The 19,463-nt window shown below is 54.8% G+C and carries 16 protein-coding genes and 1 pseudogene; 14 read left to right on the top strand and 3 right to left on the bottom strand.

What is annotated here, in order from left to right; all coding sequences use genetic code 11:
• Positions 1-8: 8 nt before the first annotated feature.
• Positions 9-2,453, bottom strand: coding sequence for a DNA translocase FtsK (locus AQS70_RS16025; protein WP_420912355.1), 2,445 nt, complete (start codon positions 2,451-2,453; stop codon positions 9-11).
• A 371-nt stretch (positions 2,454-2,824) separates the two neighbouring features.
• On the opposite strand from AQS70_RS16025, the gene aat reads away from it, so the two are divergent.
• The 3 genes from aat to infA all read left to right on the top strand — a co-directional run bounded on the left by aat (position 2,825) and on the right by infA (position 4,585).
• Positions 2,825-3,505, top strand: coding sequence for a leucyl/phenylalanyl-tRNA--protein transferase (gene aat, locus AQS70_RS16020; RefSeq protein ID WP_055103744.1), 681 nt, complete (start codon positions 2,825-2,827; stop codon positions 3,503-3,505).
• Positions 3,506-3,559: 54 nt separating this feature from the next.
• The gene (locus AQS70_RS16015; protein ID WP_055103743.1) at positions 3,560-4,267 is read left to right on the top strand and encodes an arginyltransferase; all 708 of its coding nucleotides are present in this window, start codon (positions 3,560-3,562) and stop codon (positions 4,265-4,267) included.
• Positions 4,268-4,366: 99 nt separating this feature from the next.
• Positions 4,367-4,585: a translation initiation factor IF-1 gene (infA, locus tag AQS70_RS16010; protein ID WP_002553999.1), complete on the top strand. Its 219-nt coding sequence runs from the start codon at positions 4,367-4,369 to the stop codon at positions 4,583-4,585.
• A gap of 202 nt (positions 4,586-4,787) precedes the next feature.
• On the opposite strand, the gene clpA is transcribed toward infA, so the two are convergent.
• Together clpA and clpS are read right to left on the bottom strand one after the other, a co-directional pair.
• Positions 4,788-7,058, bottom strand: coding sequence for an ATP-dependent Clp protease ATP-binding subunit ClpA (clpA, locus tag AQS70_RS16005; protein WP_055103742.1), 2,271 nt, complete (start codon positions 7,056-7,058; stop codon positions 4,788-4,790).
• A 29-nt stretch (positions 7,059-7,087) separates the two neighbouring features.
• A complete protein-coding gene (clpS, locus tag AQS70_RS16000) occupies positions 7,088-7,450 on the bottom strand; it encodes an ATP-dependent Clp protease adapter ClpS (protein WP_055103741.1) in 363 nt (120 codons plus the stop codon).
• A 225-nt stretch (positions 7,451-7,675) separates the two neighbouring features.
• On the opposite strand from clpS, the gene AQS70_RS15995 reads away from it, so the two are divergent.
• The 11 genes and pseudogenes from AQS70_RS15995 to AQS70_RS15945 form a co-directional block, all read left to right on the top strand.
• Complete coding sequence (locus tag AQS70_RS15995; protein ID WP_055103740.1) at positions 7,676-7,954, top strand: cold shock domain-containing protein; 279 nt, start codon at positions 7,676-7,678, stop codon at positions 7,952-7,954.
• Positions 7,955-8,415: 461 nt separating this feature from the next.
• Positions 8,416-10,641 (top strand): NADP-dependent isocitrate dehydrogenase, encoded by a 2,226-nt coding sequence (locus tag AQS70_RS15990; RefSeq protein WP_055103739.1) that lies wholly within the window; start codon positions 8,416-8,418, stop codon positions 10,639-10,641.
• Positions 10,642-10,797: 156 nt separating this feature from the next.
• Positions 10,798-11,244, top strand: coding sequence for an NUDIX hydrolase (locus AQS70_RS15985; RefSeq protein ID WP_055103738.1), 447 nt, complete (start codon positions 10,798-10,800; stop codon positions 11,242-11,244).
• A gap of 59 nt (positions 11,245-11,303) precedes the next feature.
• The gene (gene mnmA, locus AQS70_RS15980; protein WP_055103737.1) at positions 11,304-12,437 is read left to right on the top strand and encodes a tRNA 2-thiouridine(34) synthase MnmA; all 1,134 of its coding nucleotides are present in this window, start codon (positions 11,304-11,306) and stop codon (positions 12,435-12,437) included.
• Positions 12,434-13,057: a high frequency lysogenization protein HflD gene (hflD, locus tag AQS70_RS15975; protein WP_055103736.1), complete on the top strand. Its 624-nt coding sequence runs from the start codon at positions 12,434-12,436 to the stop codon at positions 13,055-13,057. Before mnmA ends, hflD begins: the two co-directional genes overlap by 4 nt.
• 128 nt (positions 13,058-13,185) lie before the next feature.
• Positions 13,186-14,556, top strand: a complete 1,371-nt coding sequence (gene purB / locus AQS70_RS15970; RefSeq protein ID WP_055103735.1) for an adenylosuccinate lyase — start codon at positions 13,186-13,188, stop codon at positions 14,554-14,556.
• Positions 14,557-14,639: 83 nt separating this feature from the next.
• Entirely contained in the window at positions 14,640-15,806 is a 1,167-nt protein-coding gene (locus AQS70_RS15965) for a ribosomal protein uL16 3-hydroxylase (RefSeq protein ID WP_055103734.1), read from the top strand.
• The gene (locus tag AQS70_RS15960) at positions 15,799-16,221 is read left to right on the top strand and encodes a GNAT family N-acetyltransferase (protein WP_055103733.1); all 423 of its coding nucleotides are present in this window, start codon (positions 15,799-15,801) and stop codon (positions 16,219-16,221) included. Before AQS70_RS15965 ends, AQS70_RS15960 begins: the two co-directional genes overlap by 8 nt.
• Positions 16,222-16,332: 111 nt before the next feature.
• The gene (locus AQS70_RS15955; RefSeq protein ID WP_055103732.1) at positions 16,333-17,076 is read left to right on the top strand and encodes a secretin N-terminal domain-containing protein; all 744 of its coding nucleotides are present in this window, start codon (positions 16,333-16,335) and stop codon (positions 17,074-17,076) included.
• Between the two features lie 232 nt (positions 17,077-17,308).
• Positions 17,309-18,634 carry an isocitrate lyase gene (gene aceA, locus AQS70_RS15950; protein WP_055103731.1) on the top strand — a complete coding sequence of 442 codons (1,326 nt, stop codon included), beginning with the start codon at positions 17,309-17,311 and terminating at the stop codon, positions 18,632-18,634.
• A 665-nt stretch (positions 18,635-19,299) separates the two neighbouring features.
• Positions 19,300-19,463: pseudogene (locus AQS70_RS15945) on the top strand (NADH-quinone oxidoreductase subunit A); the annotation flags it as partial.

Genomic DNA, 19,463 nt, shown 5'->3' with positions numbered 1-19,463 from the left:
TAAACAGGTCAGTCGCGCATTGGAGCAGGCGCTAACACTTCGCGCGAGCCGTTAGTGTTCATCGCGGTCACAACACCGGCCATTTCCATGGACTCGATCATGCGTGCAGCGCGGTTGTAACCGATCTTCAATTTGCGCTGAACTGCGGAGATAGAGGCACGACGGCTTTCTAATACGAACTGAACAGCCTCGTCATACAGCGCATCGGTTTCAGCGTCATCACCGCCTTCACTACTACCACCATCAAAACCGCTGCCCGGCTCTTCGACGCCCGCCAGGATGTCATCGTTGTAATCCGGCGTACCACGCTGCTTCCAAGCCTCAACCACACGGTGAACTTCGTCGTCAGACACGAATGCGCCGTGTACACGAATCGGCAGGCTAGTGCCTGGCGGCATGTACAGCATGTCACCGTGGCCCAGTAACTGCTCGGCGCCACCTTGGTCGATGATGGTGCGCGAGTCGATTTTGCTCGACACTTGGAACGCCATGCGGGTCGGGATGTTGGCTTTAATCAGACCCGTGATCACGTCCACCGAGGGGCGCTGGGTGGCGAGGATCAGGTGAATCCCGGCAGCGCGCGCCTTCTGGGCGATACGGGCGATCAGCTCTTCAACCTTTTTGCCAACAATCATCATCATGTCGGCAAATTCATCGACCACTACCACGATGGTCGGCAGCTTGGTCAGCAATGGCGCTTCGTCATGGATGCTTTCGCGCTTGTACAGTGGGTCGCTAATCGGCTCGCCCGCTGCTTCAGCGTCTTTGATCTTCTGGTTGAAGCCCGCGAGATTACGCACGCCCATCTTCGCCATCAGCTTGTAGCGGCGCTCCATCTCAGCGACGCTCCAGCGCAGGGCGTTGGCCGCATCTTTCATATCGGTGACGACCGGGCAAAGCAGATGCGGGATGCCTTCGTAGATCGATAGCTCAAGCATTTTCGGGTCGATCATGATCAGCTTGGCGTCTTCTGGCCCCGACTTGAACAGAATCGACAAAATCATGGCATTCACGCCTACCGACTTACCAGAACCTGTCGTACCGGCTACCAGTAAGTGCGGCATTTTAGCCAGAGCGGTGATGACCGCTTTGCCGCCAATGTCATGGCCAAGAGCCAAAGTCACAGGGGATTTGGCGTCATCAAACTCAGAGGTCGATAGCACTTCAGAAAAGCGCACGATCTGACGATCTTCGTTAGGGATCTCGATACCCACGGTGGTTTTACCTGGAATCACTTCCACCACACGCACACTGGTCACCGCCAACGACCGCGCCAAGTCTTTAGCCAAGTTAGCGATACGGCTAACCTTGACCCCAGCTGCTGGCTGGATCTCGTAACGGGTAATCACCGGGCCTGGGTGAATGGAGTCAACTGAGACTTCAACCCCGAATTCTTTAAGCTTGATTTCAAGTAAATGGCCGACGCCCGCTAACGATTCTGGGGAGTAATTAAGTTGCTTCTTCTCGGCCGGATCCAAAAGCGAGATCGGCGGCAGCGTGCCCTCAATGGCACTGTCTACAAAGAGCGGCACTTGTTTTTCTTTCTGCACACGCTTGCTCGGCTCTGGTGCTTTGGCTGGTGCAGGTGTGATCACCGCCGGTACGTGCTTTTCACGCTCGGTCATGTGCTTGGTCAGTGCTTGCTCGCGCTCGATTAGGCGCTCTTTGGCTTTAGCTTGCTCACGTTTATCGGGAACGCTTGGCGCCACAACTTCATTGACACGGGTATCCACGTCACGTAGCTGAGCGACTAATTGCTTGCGCTCATTGCGCTCAGACCACCACCGGTTGGCCGCGCCCTGAATCAACTCGAACAAGTCCAAGGTGATTTTGCCGGTCACGTCCATCACTTTGAACCACGACAAGTCGGTAAAAACAGTCAAACCAAACAGAAACAAGGCAATCAGCAGCAAGGTACTGCCTTGGATATTCAGAGCGTTTTTAGCTAAGTCGCCCAAGCTTTCACCCAGCGCCCCTCCAGCGCCTGCTGGCAAGCCGGTGGCGGAATGAAAGTGAATATGCGCCAGCGCGGCTCCCGACAGCACTAAGAAGATTAGGCCGACCAGCCGCCAAGAAAACAGCAAACCGCTCCACTGCCAGGGCTGATGCCGTTCGCGGAAAATTTGGTAGGCCTTGATCGCCAACAGCAGCGGGAAGATATAGGCAAAATAGCCCAGCACCATGAACAGAATGTCAGCACTGTAAGCGCCCGCAGGCCCACCGAAGTTCTGTACATCCACAACACGGCTGTTGTGGCTCCAGCCAGGGTCATCCTTACCGTAGGTCAGCAAGGCCATCATCATAAACAGGCAGAGAGCGCCAATAGCGAGCAGCGCACCTTCCTTGAGCCGGTAGTGCAACTGCTGACGCCAGTGTGGAACTGCTTTAGGTGCTGCTGTGGATTTCTTCAAAACGCGTCTTTTCCTGCGCCTTTGGCGCGCCCAACTATTGATTGACTGCAAAATACTGCTCAGTTCGAGCAGGTGACAAGTTCAGAGATGAAACTGGACTAGCCTTGCACACAGCCTTGTAATATGACCCGTCATCCATGACCAGCTCGCCATGGAGTGCAATGAATGTTGTGCAGTTTAGAACAGCTCAAACACGCGGGCCATTGTACGGGTTTAAGCCGCTGATGCCACGCCGAGGCCAGCGCCGAGTATAGTCGCTACGCGCCAGCCCAAGACCCGCCAATTTGAGCATGCATTGCCTTTGGTGACAAAGACTTATAGCTCTGCCCTTATAGCCACGGAGCCGCTCGACTCAGACCACGTTATCGCGTCAGAGTTGCAGCCCCCTCCCCTCTTGTGTAAGACCCAATGCCATGCTGACTTGGTTAAAACGCGACACCTTGACCTTCCCACCACTGACAATGGCCATGCAAGAACCCAACGGACTGCTCGCAGCAGGCGGCGATCTATCGCCTGACCGACTGATCCAAGCCTATCGACACGGCTGCTTCCCTTGGTTTTCCGAAGGCCAGCCGATTCTCTGGTGGTCGCCGGACCCGCGCACGGTGTTGTTTCCTGAACAATTGCATGTGTCCCGCAGCCTAGCGAAGCTGCTGCGCCAGCAACGCTACCGGGTCACCTTCGACCAGAACTTCGCGAGAGTCATTCAAGCCTGTGCAGCGCCGCGAGACTATGCCGATGGCACGTGGATTACAGAAAAAATGCAGAACGCCTACATTGAGCTTCATGCTCGAGGCCATGCGCACTCGGTTGAAGTCTGGGACGGGGATGAGTTAGTGGGCGGTTTATACGGGCTAGCAATGGGCCAGCTCTTTTTTGGCGAATCTATGTTCAGTCGTGCGGACAATGCGTCCAAGGTTGGCTTTGCAACGTTAGTCACCCAATTGAAGGCATGGGGTTTTGTACTGATTGACTGCCAAATGCCAACCAATCATCTGCAAAGCTTAGGCGCCCGCTCAATACCCCGCGAACAATTCGCCAGCTTTCTACATAAACATATAGATCAGCCTACAACTGCACACTGGGTTTCATAGGCGAGTTTTGCTAGCTGGCTTACACTTAATTCAAAGTTTTCTCGAGGGCCAATCATGACCGAGCTGGCGCGCTTAAAGTTTTATGCCACTCAACCTCACGCTTGCAGCTATCTGCCCGGCGAACAGGCGACCACGCTGTTCCTCGATCCCAGCCAGCCAATGGATGTGCAGGTCTATGCCGATTTGTCCGAGATGGGCTTTCGTCGCAGCGGCGATCATCTTTATCGACCCCATTGTGTGCACTGCGATGCGTGCACGGCTGCGCGCATACCCGTAGCGATTTTCACTCCCAACCGTCAGCAAAAACGTATTTTCAAACGCAACGCGGACTTACAGGTGAAAGCAGCCAAGCCAAGATTCACCGATGAGTACTTTGATTTGTATCAACGCTACATCGAGCAGCGGCATGCCGATGGGGACATGTTCCCGCCCAGCCGGGAGCAGTTTTCAACATTTTTGGTGCGCGACCTGCCGTTCTCGACATTTTACGAGTTCCGCCATGGCACACGCTTGCTGGCGGTGGCAGTGACCGACGTGCTACCCAATGGTTTATCGGCGGTTTACACCTTCTACGAACCCAGCGAAGAGCGCCGCAGTCTGGGGCGCTTCGGTATTCTCTGGCAGATTGCCGAGACTCGCCGCTTGGGGCTGGATGCGCTGTACCTAGGGTACTGGATCAAGAACTGCAAAAAGATGAGTTATAAGACCGAATACCGGCCCATTGAGCTCCTGATTAATCAGAGTTGGAGCACTCTTAACTGAACCCCTTGGCTTAAACCCTACTTTTCGGGCACAATGCACGCCGCTTTTGCCTGGCGCAGTTGCACCGGGCCATTCACTGGACACCGAGGGCTTTACTGCATGTCGAAAGAAGACAGCTTCGAAATGGAAGGCACTGTCGTCGACACCCTGCCCAACACCATGTTTCGCGTGGAGTTGGAAAATGGGCACGTCGTTACCGCGCATATTTCCGGCAAGATGCGCAAGAACTACATTCGTATTCTTACCGGCGACAAAGTGCGCGTCGAGCTGACGCCCTATGACTTGAGCAAAGGGCGCATCACTTACCGCGCTCGTTAATCAAGCCAATACAAAACGTCCGGTTCTGCCGGGCGTTTTTGTTTGCCTGCGATACAACGAACGCCAGCCCGTAGGAGCTGCCGAGGCACGAAGGCTGCGATCTTTTGAAGTCAGAACAGATCAAAAGATCGCAGCCTTCGGCAGCTCCTACAGGGTTTACCTATAAAAAAAGCGCCCGAAGGCGCTTTTTTGTTGGCTGGGATTAAGCCATTTCAACGTCAGTTTCAAACTCAAAGATCAGCTCGCCATCTTTGAGGTCGATGTTGACCACACCGCCATGATCAGCCAACTCACCAAAGAGAATCTCTTCAGCCAAGGGACGCTTGATTTTGTCCTGAATCAGACGTGCCATTGGGCGCGCGCCCATCTGTACGTCATAGCCACCCGCAGCCAACCAGCCGCGTGCAGCATCCGTCACCACAAGCTGTACGTGCTTGTCTTCTAGCTGCACTTGCAGCTCGGTGAGGAACTTGTCCACCACATGCTTGATAACCTCATGGCTGAGGCGACCAAATTGAATGATGGTGTCCAAGCGGTTACGGAACTCAGGGGTGAAGCTCTTCTTGATCACTTCCATTGCATCCGTGGCATGATCTTGCAAGGTAAACCCGATTGATGCCCGAGAAGCTGTCTCCGCACCCGCGTTTGTGGTCATGATGATGATCACATTACGGAAATCAGCCTTGCGGCCGTTGTTGTCAGTCAGCGTGCCGTGATCCATCACCTGCAGCAGCAGGTTAAAGACTTCAGGGTGAGCCTTCTCGATCTCATCTAACAACAGCACGCAGTGCGGCTGTTTAGTGATGGCTTCTGTCAGCAAACCGCCCTGATCGAACCCGACATAACCTGGAGGCGCACCGATTAGACGCGATACGGTGTGGCGCTCCATGTACTCAGACATATCAAAGCGGATTAGGTCGACACCCAACGCCTTAGCCAACTGACGTGCAGCTTCGGTTTTACCCACACCCGTCGGGCCTGCAAACAGGAAGGAGCCCACAGGCTTATCAGGCGATTTAAGCCCAGCACGGGACAGCTTGATGGCTGTTGACAAGGAGTCAATTGCCGCATCTTGGCCAAATACCGTCAGCTTGAGGTCGCGTTCAAGATTGCGCAGCAGCTCTTTATCGGAGCTGGAAACATGCTTAGGGGGAATCCGGGCGATTTTCGCCACGATGTCTTCAACCTGCTCCACTTCGATGCGTTTGACGCGTTTTTCGACCGGCTGTAGGCGCTGGTATGCTCCCGCCTCGTCAATCACGTCAATGGCTTTGTCAGGCATATGTCGATCATTGATATAGCGCGAAGCCAGCTCAGCCGCCGAGCACAGAGCTTCATCGCTGTATTCAATCCCGTGATGCTGCTCGAAACGCCCTTTAAGCCCGCGTAGAATGCCGATCGTGTCTTCAACCGATGGCTCGCAGACATCAACTTTCTGGAAACGACGCGCCAAGGCTCGGTCTTTTTCGAAGATCCCACGAAACTCTTGGAACGTTGTAGAACCAATGCAGCGGATTTCGCCTGATGACAACAGAGGCTTGAGCAGGTTGGAAGCGTCCATTACGCCACCAGACGCTGCACCCGCACCAATAATGGTGTGGATTTCATCAATGAACAAAATAGCCTGCGGGCGCTTCTTCAACTCACCCAGCAACGCCTTAAAGCGTTTTTCAAAATCGCCACGGTATTTAGTACCGGCCAGCAAAGCGCCTAAATCAAGCGAGTAAACAACGCTGTTAGCCAGCAAGTCTGGCACTTGATTATCAACGATACGTTTGGCCAAGCCTTCGGCAATCGCAGTCTTACCTACGCCCGCCTCACCCACCAACAATGGATTGTTCTTGCGCCGACGCGCCAGAATCTGAGCCACTCGTTCAACTTCGGTTTCACGCCCTACCAACGGATCAATTCGCCCCTGACGCGCCAACTCGTTGAGGTTGCTGGCATAAGCATCCAGAGGATTGCTTGAAGACGACGACTCACCGCCCTCGTCATCAGGCATTTCATGCTCGTTGTCGGAGTGATCGCCATGGCCGGGTACTTTGGAAATACCGTGCGCAATGAAGTTGACAACATCAATTCGCGCGACGCTCTGTTGCTTGAGAAAGAACACCGCTTGGCTTTCTTGCTCACTAAAAATTGCAACTAAGACATTAGCGCCAGTGACTTCGCGCTTGCCAGAGCTTTGCACGTGGAAGACTGCGCGCTGCAAGACTCGCTGAAAACCCAAGGTTGGCTGAGTTTCACGGTCTTCATCGTGGACAGGGATCAGGGGTGTAGTGGAATCAATAAACTCTTGCAGGTCATGCTTGAGTTTGTCGAGGTTTGCGCCACAGGCCCGTAGAACGGTTGCGGCCGCCTCATTATCCAAGAGCGCTAAAAGGAGGTGCTCGACGGTCATGAACTCATGACGTTTTGAGCGCGCTTCCTTGAAGGCCAGATTGAGGGTGACTTCGAGCTCGCGATTTAACATGGCTTCACCTCATACCCAAGTGGTCGGCGTTAACCGTCCTTCTCGATTTCACAGAGTAGCGGATGCTGGCTTTCGCGTGCGTACTGATTTACCTGCGCCGCCTTAGTCTCGGCGATGTCACGGGTAAAAATCCCGCACACGGCCCGTCCTTCTGTATGAACGGCCAGCATGACCTTGGTCGCCAATTCGCGATTCAAGTTAAAAAACACCTCAAGCACTTCGACAACGAAATCCATGGGTGTGTAGTCATCGTTGAACAAAACCACCTTGTACATCGGCGGCGCCTGTAGTGCAGGCTTAGCCTCTTGTACCGCTAAGCCAGCGGAGTCTTCGTCATCAAAATCGGGTTGATCATGATTGGATGTTAGTCGAATCTGGCTGATTGCATGCATGGAAAGAAAGGTTCGTCTTTGAGCGATTACAGTGATGGAGGCAGACGTCTCAAATTTCAACCGCGCCGCCGCGTGACCTTGACTATCGGTAAAACGGTGTTACAACCAATAGAACCCACAGTGGGTAATAAAGGTCCGTGCAGTCAACCATATTTCGTGGTTTTTGCGCGAGTGAACTGGATGATACTCCAGTGATGGAGTTGTTTGCAGCAGAGGGAGATGAGTATGCAAGGCAAGGTCAAGTGGTTTAACAACGCCAAAGGCTTCGGCTTCATAAATACTGAGGCCAAGGAAGGCATAAACGATGACGGCAAACCAATCGACTTCTTCGCCCATTTTTCAGCTATCCAGATGGACGGCTACAAGACGCTAAAAGCAGGCCAACCGGTGAGTTTTGAGATCATTCAAGGCCCAAAAGGTCTGCATGCCGTGGCGATTACGGATGCCAAAGCGCCTGCGCCCTCCTCTATCACTGCACCTGAGCTCAACCGCCTTTCGGTATGAACCCTTGAGCACTGCTAGCCATAAAACGGTCGATTCATTCAGATGAATCGGCCGTTTTTTTATCGCACTACACGTCATCCACGTTCGCTTTTACAAAGCGGTCAATGTCGGCAAAAGCCTGTGAACACAAGGGTATTGCGCTAAAAACAAGGACATTTTGACGCAGGGCCTTAGACCAATGGATGACAGCTGTTAGACCAGCCCCCTCGCAGCAACCTTAATGACCTATGTATACTGCGCCGGTGACTATGGAGTCACTCATAGACACTACTGGAATGAGTCTTTCAGGCCTAGAAAGGCTGAGTCGTTACCCCGGCTCGACCGCTTGACGCTCTACTGATGCATTCACATCACAGCGAAGAACCTCGACTTTCGGCCCATTGTTCACTGTGTACGAAAGCGCCTACCCTGCGCATCTCGAGTATCTGAGCACGCTCAGCAAAGAAGAGAGTTAATCCGAAATGCCCAACCGTTCGAAGATCATCTACACCTTCACCGACGAAGCTCCGGCGCTCGCCACCTACTCACTGCTGCCTATCATTGAGGCCTTTACCGCCAGTGCCGATATCGCCGTAGAAACGCGCGACATCTCTTTGGCAGGCCGCATCCTTTCAAGCTTCCCCGAGCAATTGGGTGACAAGGCTGTAGCAGACCACCTCGCCGAACTGGGCGCCCTGGCTGTTACCCCTGAAGCCAACATTATCAAGCTGCCAAACATCAGCGCCTCGGTTCCGCAACTGCAAGCCGCAATCAAGGAACTGCAAGCACAAGGTTTCAACATTCCGGACTACCCGGACACTGTGACCACTGACGCCGAGAAAGACATCAAGGCGCGTTACAGCAAAGTCATGGGCAGCGCCGTGAACCCAGTACTGCGCGAAGGCAACTCTGACCGCCGCGCACCGCTGTCGGTCAAAAACTACGCTCGTAAGCACCCGCACAAAATGGGCGCCTGGGCTGCAGACTCCAAGTCCCACGTTGCTCATATGAGCGAAGGCGACTTCTACGGCAGCGAAAAAGCAGCCCTGGTTGAAGCCCAAGACACCGTAAAAATCGAACTGATCGCTCAAGATGGCACAACCACCGTCCTGAAAGAAAAAACCGCCGTACAAGCCGGCGAGATCATCGACTGCTCCGTGATGAGCAAAAAAGCCCTGCGCCAATTCGTAGCGGCCGAAATCGAAAACGCCAAGCAGCAAGGCGTACTGTTCTCGGTTCACTTAAAAGCCACCATGATGAAGGTTTCCGACCCAATCATGTTTGGTCAGATCGTGGCCGAGTTCTACAAGGATGCGCTGGAAAAACACGCCGACGTCCTGAAAGAAATCGGTTTCAACCTGAACAATGGTATTGGCGACCTGTACGCCCGCATCAAAACCCTGCCAGCCGACAAGCAAGCCGAAATCGAAGCTGACATCCAAGCTGTGTACGCCGATCGCCCAGCGCTAGCGATGGTGAACTCCGACAAGGGCATCACCAACCTGCACGTGCCGAGCGACGTTATCGTTGACGCCTCGATGCCTGCAATGATTCGTGACTCGGGCAAAATGTGGGGCGCTGACGGCCAACTGCACGATGCCAAGGCAGTCATCCCGGACCGCTCCTACGCCACTATTTATCAGGCCACGATCGAAGACTGCATCAAACACGGCGCTTTCGATCCGACCACTATGGGCAGCGTGCCAAACGTTGGCCTGATGGCGCAGAAAGCCGAAGAGTACGGCTCGCACGATAAAACCTTCCAGATCAAGACGCCTGGCACTGTTCGGGTTACCGACAGCAACGGCAACGTGCTGATGGAGCAAAAGGTTGAGGAAGGCGATATCTGGCGCATGTGCCAGGCCAAAGACGCGCCAATCCGCGACTGGGTCAAACTGGCCGTCAACCGCTCCCGCGCTAGCAACACCCCGGCAATTTTCTGGCTTGATCCTAAGCGCGCTCATGACGCACAAATGATCAAAAAGGTTGAAGCCTACCTGAAGGATCACGACACCAGCGGCCTGGACATTCGCATCATGTCGCCTGTTGAGGCCATGAAGTTCACTCTGGAACGCACCCGTGCCGGCCTAGACACCATCTCGGTAACCGGCAACGTTCTGCGTGACTACCTGACTGACCTGTTCCCGATCATGGAACTGGGCACCAGCGCCAAAATGCTCTCGATCGTACCGCTAATGAACGGCGGCGGTCTTTTCGAAACCGGCGCAGGCGGTTCGGCCCCTAAGCACGTCCAACAACTGCTGGAAGAAAACTTCCTGCGTTGGGATTCGCTGGGTGAGTTCCTAGCACTGGCTGCCTCCCTGGAGCACCTGGGCACGACCTACAACAATGCGAAAGCGTTGGTGTTGGCCAAGACCTTGGACCAAGCCACTGGCCAGTTCCTCGACAACAACAAATCGCCATCGCGCAAAGTCGGCAACATCGACAACCGCGGCAGCCACTTCTACTTGGCACTGTACTGGGCTCAAGCCCTGGCTGCTCAGACTGAAGACAAAGAGCTGCAAGCCCAATTTGCCCCAGTGGCAAAAGCCATGACTGAGAACGAGGCAAAAATTGTTGCCGAACTCAACGCCGTGCAGGGCAAGCCAGTCGACATCGGCGGTTACTACCACGCTGACGCCGACAAAGTGAGCACCGTAATGCGCCCTAGCGCCACACTGAACGCGATCATCGCTTCTGTGGTGTAAGAGCAACAGGCAACAGCACAAACCCCGGCCCACGACGCCGGGGTTTGTGTTTTAAATACGAACACAAATCTTGTAGACGCTGCCGAAGGCTGCGATCTTTTGGCCCCTCAAAAGATCGCAGCCTTCGGCAGCTCCTACAAAAAACAGGACCGTCACATGGAATGGAACCCCCACATCACTGTCGCCACTGTGGTTGAAGACAACGGCCGTTTTTTAATGGTCGAGGAGTACAGCGGCGAGCGCGCCGTACTTAACCAGCCCGCCGGCCATCTGGACCCCAATGAAACCCTAATTGAGGCCGCAATCCGCGAAACCCTCGAAGAAACCGGCTACGACGTCGAGCTGACAGGGGTTATCGGCATTTATTTGTACACCGCCCCCAGCAATGGCGTGACGTATCAACGCGTTTGCTTTGCAGGCAAAGCCCTCAGACACCGCCCCGACTACACCTTAGACACGGGCATCATCGGCCCTCTGTGGCTGACCCGTGACGAGCTGATAGCGCAACGCCATCGCTGGCGCAGCGAGCTCAGCCTGCACTGCATCGACGATTATCTGAGCGGCCAACTGTTCGACCTCACGCTAATCCGCCCTTCGGTTTAGCCTTGAGCGCTCGGGCCTGATAGAATCGCGTCCTTTTTCAAGGCACTCATTGAAACCTTATGCGTGATCCAGCCTTAGTCGCCCCCGAAAAACAGCGCGTGATCGTCGGCATGTCCGGCGGTGTTGACTCTTCCGTTTCCGCCGTTCTGCTCATGGAGCAGGGCTATCAGGTGGAAGGCCTGTTCATGAAGAACTGGGAGGAAGACGACGGAACGGATTACTGCACCGCCATGGATGATCTGGCAGACGCCCAAGCCGTGTGTGACAAAATTGGTATCAAGCTGCACACCGCCAACTTTGCCGCCGAATACTGGGACAACGTCTTTGAGCACTTCTTGGCCGAATACAAGGCCGGACGTACCCCCAACCCAGACATCCTGTGCAACCGTGAAATCAAGTTCAAGGCGTTCCTCGACTACGCCTTGATGCTTGGCGCGGACTTGATCGCAACCGGCCACTATGTGCGTCGCCGCGATCTTGACGGCCGTACAGAGCTGCTTAAAGGCCTTGATCCGAACAAAGATCAAAGCTATTTCCTGCACGCTGTCGGTGGCGAGCAGATTGCCAAGACCTTATTCCCGGTGGGCGAACTGGAGAAACCAGAAGTGCGGCGCATAGCCGAAAAGCACGATCTGGCTACCGCCAAGAAAAAAGACTCCACCGGTATCTGCTTTATTGGCGAACGCCGCTTCAGCGATTTCCTCAAGCAGTACTTGCCCGCACAACCGGGCGAAATTAAAACCACCGAAGGTGAAGTGATCGGCCGTCACCACGGCCTGATGTACCACACCATCGGTCAGCGCCAAGGGCTCGGTATTGGCGGCCTCAAAGATGCCAGCGACGAACCATGGTACGTATTGATCAAAGACCTTGAGCACAACGAGCTGATCGTTGGCCAAGGCAACGACCATCCGTGGCTGTTTTCCGGCGCCCTGCTGGCCTCCGAAATCTACTGGGTCAACCCAATCGACCTAAGCACACCGCTGCGCCTGACGGCCAAGGTACGGTATCGCCAAAGCGACCAGCCCTGCACCCTCGAAAAAACCGCTACTGGCTACCGCGCCACCTTCGACGATCCGCAGCGCGCGGTCACACCCGGTCAGTCCGTGGTGTTTTATGACGGCGAAGTTTGTTTGGGCGGCGGCGTGATCGAAGTCGCCGAGCCTTGGACCAGCAAGGGTCTTCGCCCATGAACACCACCAAGGAGCAACTGGTAGCCCTTGGCGGTGTATTTTTTGCCGCTGTGCTCGTGGATAAAATCGCCAAGACCGGTCAGATAAGCGAAACCGATCTGGCGTGCATGCTCGGCAGCCTGCTCGTACGCGACCCCAAAGACACACTCGAAGTCTACGGCGGTGACGACATCAACCTGCGTGAAGGCTACCGGGCACTGATTGGCGCCCTTGAGCGCGACCCGAACACCCTGCAGCGCGAGCCATTGCGTTATGCACTGTCAATGCTGGGCTTGGAGCGCCAACTCACCAAACGCGACGACATGCTCGAACTGATCGGTAAACGTCTGCCACAGATTCAGTCGCAAGTTGAGCATTTTGGCCCCGCGCATGAAAACGTAGTGGCGGCCTGCGGCGGGTTATATCAAGACACTTTAAGCACACTGCGCCAACGCATTCAGGTGCATGGCGATATGCGCAACCTGCAACAACCAAACAATGCTGCAAAAATTCGCGCTTTGTTGCTGGCGGGCATTCGCTCCGCACGGCTTTGGCGCCAATTGGGCGGGCATCGCTGGCAGCTAGTATTTAGCCGCCGCAAGCTGCTCAAAGAGCTTTACCCAATGCTGCGCGGCAACTAAAACGCGCCAGCACGCACACTTTGTAACGTCGTTACGCGTAAGACGCCGGTCAGTTGGCAACGGACCGGCCGTTTTTTTCATGTATGATACGCGCCCCATTTCGTTGCCCGACTGTCCGAGAACACCCCATGCAGCTTTCTTCGCTCACTGCGGTTTCCCCTGTTGACGGCCGCTACGCCGGCAAAACCCAGGCCCTGCGCCCAATTTTCAGCGAGTACGGCTTGATCCGCGCTCGCGTTCTGGTTGAAGTTCGCTGGCTTCAGCGCTTGGCTGCTCACGCCGCCATCCCTGAAGTTCCGGCCTTCTCCGCCGAAGCCAACGCCGTTCTGAATGAACTGGCCGAAAATTTCTCTCTGGAGCACGCCGAGCGCGTTAAAGAGATCGAGCGCACCACCAACCACGACGTAAAAGCCATTGAGTACCTGCTCAAAGAACAGGCTGCCAAGCTGCCTGAACTGGCCAACGTCAGCGAGTTCATCCACTTTGCTTGCACCAGCGAGGACATCAACAACCTGTCCCACGCCCTGATGCTACGTGAAGGCCGCGATGACGTGATGCTACCCCTGATGCGCCAAACTGCCGAGGCCATCCGCGAGCTGGCCATCCGCTTCGCTGACGTGCCAATGCTGTCGCGCACCCACGGCCAACCGGCCTCGCCAACCACATTGGGCAAAGAACTTGCCAACGTGGTTTACCGCCTGGAGCGCCAAATCGCTCAAGTCGCTGGCGTACCGTTGCTGGGCAAAATCAACGGCGCTGTGGGTAACTACAACGCTCACCTGTCGGCCTACCCCCAGATCGACTGGGAAGCCAACGCCCGCGCCTTCATCGAAGACGAGCTGGGCCTAGGCTTCAACCCGTACACCACGCAGATCGAGCCGCATGACTACATCGCCGAGCTGTTCGACGCGATAGCGCGCTTCAACACCATCCTGATCGACTTTGATCGCGATATCTGGGGCTACATCTCCCTCGGCTACTTCAAGCAGCGCACCATCGCAGGCGAAATCGGCTCTTCGACCATGCCGCACAAGGTCAACCCGATTGACTTCGAAAACTCCGAAGGCAACCTAGGCATCGCCAACGCCCTGTTCCAGCACTTGGCCAGCAAACTGCCAATCTCCCGCTGGCAGCGCGACCTGACCGACTCCACCGTACTGCGCAACCTCGGTGTAGGTTTTGCCCATAGCGTGATCGCATACGAAGCCAGCCTCAAAGGCATCAGCAAGTTGGAGCTTAACGCTCAAAAAATCGCTGCTGACCTAGACGCATGCTGGGAAGTCTTGGCTGAGCCGATCCAAACCGTGATGCGCCGCTACAACATTGAAAACCCGTACGAGAAGCTCAAAGAGCTAACCCGCGGTAAGGGCATCAGCCTAGAGGCACTGCAAGTTTTCATCGACGGTCTAGAAATGCCGGAAGCGGCCAAGGCTGAGCTGAAACTGCTGACACCTGCCAACTACATTGGCAACGCCGTCGAGCAAGCAAAGCGCATCTGATCACTGCAACAACCCATTAACGCCCGGCCGTGCCGGGCGTTTTTATTCCCGAATACAAAGCGCAATTTTTCAATAGGTTACACATGAATCCTGATATTCCACTTCAACTTCTGGGCGGCATCACGGCGCGCGAGTTTCTACGCGACTACTGGCAGAAGAAACCACTGCTGATCCGTCAGGCGATTCCTGACTTTGAAAGCCCGATCGACGCAGACGAATTGGCCGGTTTGGCCCTGGAAGAAGAAGTCGAGTCGCGCCTGATCATCGAACACGGCGAGCGCCCATGGGAATTGCGCCGCGGCCCGTTCGCAGAAGACGAATTCGGCAAATTACCCGAGCGTGAGTGGACGTTGCTGGTACAAGCCGTCGATCAATTCGTACCAGAGGTCAGCGAGCTGCTGGAGAACTTCCGCTTTCTGCCAAGCTGGCGCATCGACGACGTAATGATCAGCTACGCCGCGCCAGGCGGTAGCGTTGGACCACACTTCGACAACTACGACGTGTTCCTGCTGCAAGGCCACGGCAAACGTCACTGGCAGATCGGTCAAATGTGTGACTCAGAGAGCGCACTTCTGGAGCATGCCGACCTGCGAATTCTCGCTGACTTCCAGGCCACCGACGAGTGGACCTTGGAACCCGGCGACATGCTTTACCTGCCACCGCGCTTAGCCCACTGCGGTGTTGCCGTAGATGACTGCCTGACCTACTCGGTTGGTTTCCGCGCACCGAGTGCGGCCGAAGTTCTGACGCATTTCACTGACTTCCTGAGCCAGTACCTGCCGGATGAAGACCGCTACACCGACGCCGACGCACAACCGGCCAGCGATCCGCATCAAATTCAGCAGGACGCCTTGGGTCGCCTGAAGAACTTGCTGACTGAGCACATGAGCGACGAGCGCATGCTGCTGACTTGGTTCGGCCAGTTCATGACCGAGCCACGCTATCCGGAACTCGTGGCCGGCCCCGAGCTCGAAGAACAAGAGTTGATCGACAGCTTGGAACAGGGCGCCATCCTGATCCGCAACCCAAGCGCACGCTTGGCGTGGTCCGAGGTAGACGAAGACCTGCTGTTGTTCGCCAGCGGTCAGAGCCGCCTGCTGCCAGGCAAGTTGCGCGAGCTGTTGAAAATGATCTGCGCGGCCGACGCACTGCATAGCGACAATCTCGGCCCTTGGTTGGCCGACGAAGATGCAAGCAACCTGCTCTTCGAGCTGGTTAAACAAGGAAGCTTGGGGTTTGCCGATGAATAGCATTCACGTACGTGTCGCCGACTGGCATAAGGACAACGCCGAACTTCGACGCATCCGTGAGGCAGTGTTTATTGCCGAACAACAGGTTCCGCCTGAGCTTGAGTGGGACGCTGACGACGCAGACGCCGTGCATTTTCTGGCTTATGAGGGCGACTTTCCGATTGGTACTGCCCGACTGTTGCCAGACGGCCACATTGGACGGGTGTCTGTCCTCAAAGACTGGCGCGGCCTAAATGTGGGTGACGCCTTGTTGCAGGCCACTATCGACGAAGCTGAAAAACGAGGCTTGAAGGAACAAAAGCTCAGCGCACAAGTACATGCAACGCCGTTCTATGAACGACATGGTTTTAAAATCGTCAGCGACGAATTCCTCGAAGCCGGTATTCCGCACGTTGACATGGTGCGCGTTAGCTAATTGTTGCACCGCTCTGCAGCCCTAAAACGCCCTGCCATCTTCAGATCGCAGGGCGTTTTGCTATCTGCCACACTCAAGCCACCCCCTTCAAGCAATGCGGAGATCACCAACATGTCCCTTCGGGCCATCATCGCCAGCCTGCTTCTGATCATCAGCGTCAACGCCCTCGCCGAGACTCAGGTCATTACCCTGCAAAACAGAACCGGCGCCGATCTGCTACCGATCGCAGAAAACTTTGTCGGTAAAAACGGCAAAGTCAACGCTTACGGCAATCAACTGATTGTTGAGGCATCACCCTCAAAAATTAAAAACCTTGAAGACTTGCTGGCACAACTCGACAGACCCGCCAAACGCTTGCTGATCACTGTCGACACCCTCGACAACGCCCTTCCCGACTCGAGCAACGGCACACGCGTGATCAGTACCGCCAGCCGCGAAGGGGGCGTTCAACAGATTCAAACCATTGAAGGCGTGCCTGCACGCATCCAGATCGGCCAAAGCGTGCCCCTCACCAGCACGCAGACGGACACCTATGGACGAGTGCTGACACAGACCGATTATCGCGATGTCACGCAGGGTCTTTACGTCACGGCCAACGTCACAGGCAAAACCGTGCACCTAGCGATCAGTACGCATCTCGACGCCATGAGCCAAGAGCAGCCAGATGTAGTGAACGTACAAAATACCGACACACAGGTCAGCGGGCCGCTGGGACAGTGGATCACTCTGTCAGGCACCAACAACCAGAATCAAGCTGACCAAAACGCTATAACCCGCACCTACACGACTCAAGGCCGGGATGACATGACGGTGCGAGTCAAAGTCGATGCTCTCGACCAAGAGGCCCAAAACTGACTTACGAGTCGTATTAAAGCAAATATGTAGTGGATCTAAAAAAGCACTACAAAACGTTTGACGACTTAAAAATGCAAAGGCATGATGGCCCCGCTCCCGCTAATCAGAGGCCCTGAAAATGGCCCTGCATGCTGTATAGCGAGCCGCCATCCACGCGCTTACTCAAACAATAGTGTTGCGTGCTGGTGGAGCCAATTTTTCAACCCAGACCTATGCAACGAGGTTTATCTCCATGGCACTGACACGCGAACAGCAAATTGCAGCCCTTGAAAAAGACTGGGCCGAAAATCCACGCTGGAAAGGCGTGACCCGCGATTATTGCGCTGCTGACGTGGTTCGCCTGCGCGGTTCGGTTCAACCCGAGCACACTTTTGCAAAAATGGGCGCTGACAAGCTGTGGAAACTGGTGACACAGGGCGCACACCCGTCCTTCCGTCCTGAAAAAGATTTCGTTAACTGCATGGGCGCCCTGACCGGGGGCCAAGCAGTTCAACAGGTAAAAGCCGGCATCCAGGCTATCTACCTGTCGGGTTGGCAAGTGGCGGCAGACAACAACTCTGCTGAGTCCATGTACCCCGACCAGTCGCTGTACCCGGTGGACTCAGTTCCAACCGTGGTCAAGCGCATCAACAACTCGTTCCGCCGCGCTGACCAGATTCAATGGAAGGCGGGCAAAAACCCGGGCGACCAAGGTTACGTCGACTACTTCGCCCCGATCGTCGCAGACGCTGAGGCTGGTTTCGGCGGTGTATTGAACGCTTACGAACTGATGAAGAGCATGATTGAAGCCGGCGCTGCTGGCGTGCACTTCGAAGACCAACTGGCTTCAGTGAAAAAATGCGGCCACATGGGCGGCAAAGTACTGGTTCCAACTCAAGAAGCTGTACAGAAGCTCACCGCTGCACGCCTGGCAGCCGACGTAGCTGGCGTACCGACCATCATTTTGGCCCGTACCGATGCTAACGCGGCTGATTTGCTGACCTCGGACTGCGATCCCTACGACCAACCCTTCGTGACTGGCGAGCGCACCAAAGAAGGCTTCTATAAAGTGCGCGCAGGCTTGGATCAAGCCATTGCTCGGGGCTTGGCTTACGCGCCTTACGCCGACCTGATCTGGTGTGAAACCGCCAAGCCGGACTTAGAAGAAGCCCGTCGCTTTGCTGAAGCGATTAAAAAGGAATACCCGGACCAAATTCTGTCCTACAACTGCTCACCTTCCTTCAATTGGAAGAAAAACCTGGACGACGCGACCATCGCCAAGTTCCAACGAGAACTGTCGGCCATGGGCTATAAACACCAGTTCATTACCTTGGCAGGCATCCACAACATGTGGCACAGCATGTTCAACCTGGCGCACGACTACGCCCGTAACGACATGACCGCTTACGTGAAACTGCAAGAGCAAGAGTTTGCTGACGCTGAAAAAGGCTACACCTTTGTGGCGCACCAGCAGGAAGTGGGCACTGGCTACTTCGACGACATGACCACTGTTATTCAGGGTGGCTCTTCGTCGGTAACCGCTCTGACCGGCTCGACCGAAGAGGAACAGTTCCACTGATAGCGTCTGCTCAGTGATTAGCGCCCCGACCTGTTCGGGGCGTTTTTTTGTGTACCTGCAGTGTGCTCTCAAGCCAAGTGAGCGCCAGCATCGGCGCATCCAGAGGGCCACACAAAAAAGATCACAAAAATGAGCTGTAGGAGCTGCCGCAGGCTGCGATCTTCGTTTTGAACGATCAAAAGATCGCGAGCAAGCTAGCTCTTACCAAAAAGCAAAAGCTCGCCCCACAACAAGGCTGAGTTCACATCCACCCATTCACCCAAATCGTGATCTGGATCCATAAACTGAAACGTGAATCAGGTTACAAAGGCAAGTTCAAAACTTGCCAATTGCGTCTATATAAGCCAAGTTCAATGGATTAGCCGTACAGCATCACAATTCACACCACCCAAACGATATTAATTATCATTTAGAGTTACTGTTGTTGATTATCTCTGAGGTAAAACATATTCACTGAAATACGCTGTAATGCCCGTATCACATGGCTTACGCAGACTTTGAGGAGTGCTATACCACTAAAGGATTGAATTAATTCTTCTTAGAAAATTTACTTGCTCGGTGTTTACCCATAAAATCCCGGCCATCAATAGCGCTGCGACATATCGTCACTGCTTTATTACCTTTTTAAGCTCAGAGACTTTTGTGCTCTGTTAAGGATTTCCAGCATGCCCGAAGCGACAGGACTCATAGCCCATAACTGGGGCTTTGCCATTTTCCTTCTCGGCGTTGTCGGCCTCTGTGCCTTCATGCTCGGCGTCTCAAGCCTCCTTGGGTCAAAAGCCTGGGGCCGTAGCAAAACCGAACCGTTTGAGTCCGGCCTGTTACCTAC

The organism is Pseudomonas endophytica, assembly GCF_001411475.1.
Lineage (GTDB): Bacteria > Pseudomonadota > Gammaproteobacteria > Pseudomonadales > Pseudomonadaceae > Aquipseudomonas > Aquipseudomonas endophytica.
The sequence above is the reverse complement of the archived record's forward strand: the minus strand, read 5'-3'. Positions and strand labels throughout refer to the sequence as shown.

Coding starts and splice junctions, on each gene's coding strand:
- aat (WP_055103744.1), top strand. CDS start 2,825: ATGCTGACTTGGTTAAAACGCGACACCTTGACCTTCCCACCACTGACA.
- AQS70_RS16015 (WP_055103743.1), top strand. CDS start 3,560: ATGACCGAGCTGGCGCGCTTAAAGTTTTATGCCACTCAACCTCACGCT.
- infA (WP_002553999.1), top strand. CDS start 4,367: ATGTCGAAAGAAGACAGCTTCGAAATGGAAGGCACTGTCGTCGACACC.
- clpA (WP_055103742.1), bottom strand. CDS start 7,058: ATGTTAAATCGCGAGCTCGAAGTCACCCTCAATCTGGCCTTCAAGGAA.
- clpS (WP_055103741.1), bottom strand. CDS start 7,450: ATGCATGCAATCAGCCAGATTCGACTAACATCCAATCATGATCAACCC.
- AQS70_RS15995 (WP_055103740.1), top strand. CDS start 7,676: ATGCAAGGCAAGGTCAAGTGGTTTAACAACGCCAAAGGCTTCGGCTTC.
- AQS70_RS15990 (WP_055103739.1), top strand. CDS start 8,416: ATGCCCAACCGTTCGAAGATCATCTACACCTTCACCGACGAAGCTCCG.
- AQS70_RS15985 (WP_055103738.1), top strand. CDS start 10,798: ATGGAATGGAACCCCCACATCACTGTCGCCACTGTGGTTGAAGACAAC.
- mnmA (WP_055103737.1), top strand. CDS start 11,304: ATGCGTGATCCAGCCTTAGTCGCCCCCGAAAAACAGCGCGTGATCGTC.
- hflD (WP_055103736.1), top strand. CDS start 12,434: ATGAACACCACCAAGGAGCAACTGGTAGCCCTTGGCGGTGTATTTTTT.
- purB (WP_055103735.1), top strand. CDS start 13,186: ATGCAGCTTTCTTCGCTCACTGCGGTTTCCCCTGTTGACGGCCGCTAC.
- AQS70_RS15965 (WP_055103734.1), top strand. CDS start 14,640: ATGAATCCTGATATTCCACTTCAACTTCTGGGCGGCATCACGGCGCGC.
- AQS70_RS15960 (WP_055103733.1), top strand. CDS start 15,799: ATGAATAGCATTCACGTACGTGTCGCCGACTGGCATAAGGACAACGCC.
- AQS70_RS15955 (WP_055103732.1), top strand. CDS start 16,333: ATGTCCCTTCGGGCCATCATCGCCAGCCTGCTTCTGATCATCAGCGTC.
- aceA (WP_055103731.1), top strand. CDS start 17,309: ATGGCACTGACACGCGAACAGCAAATTGCAGCCCTTGAAAAAGACTGG.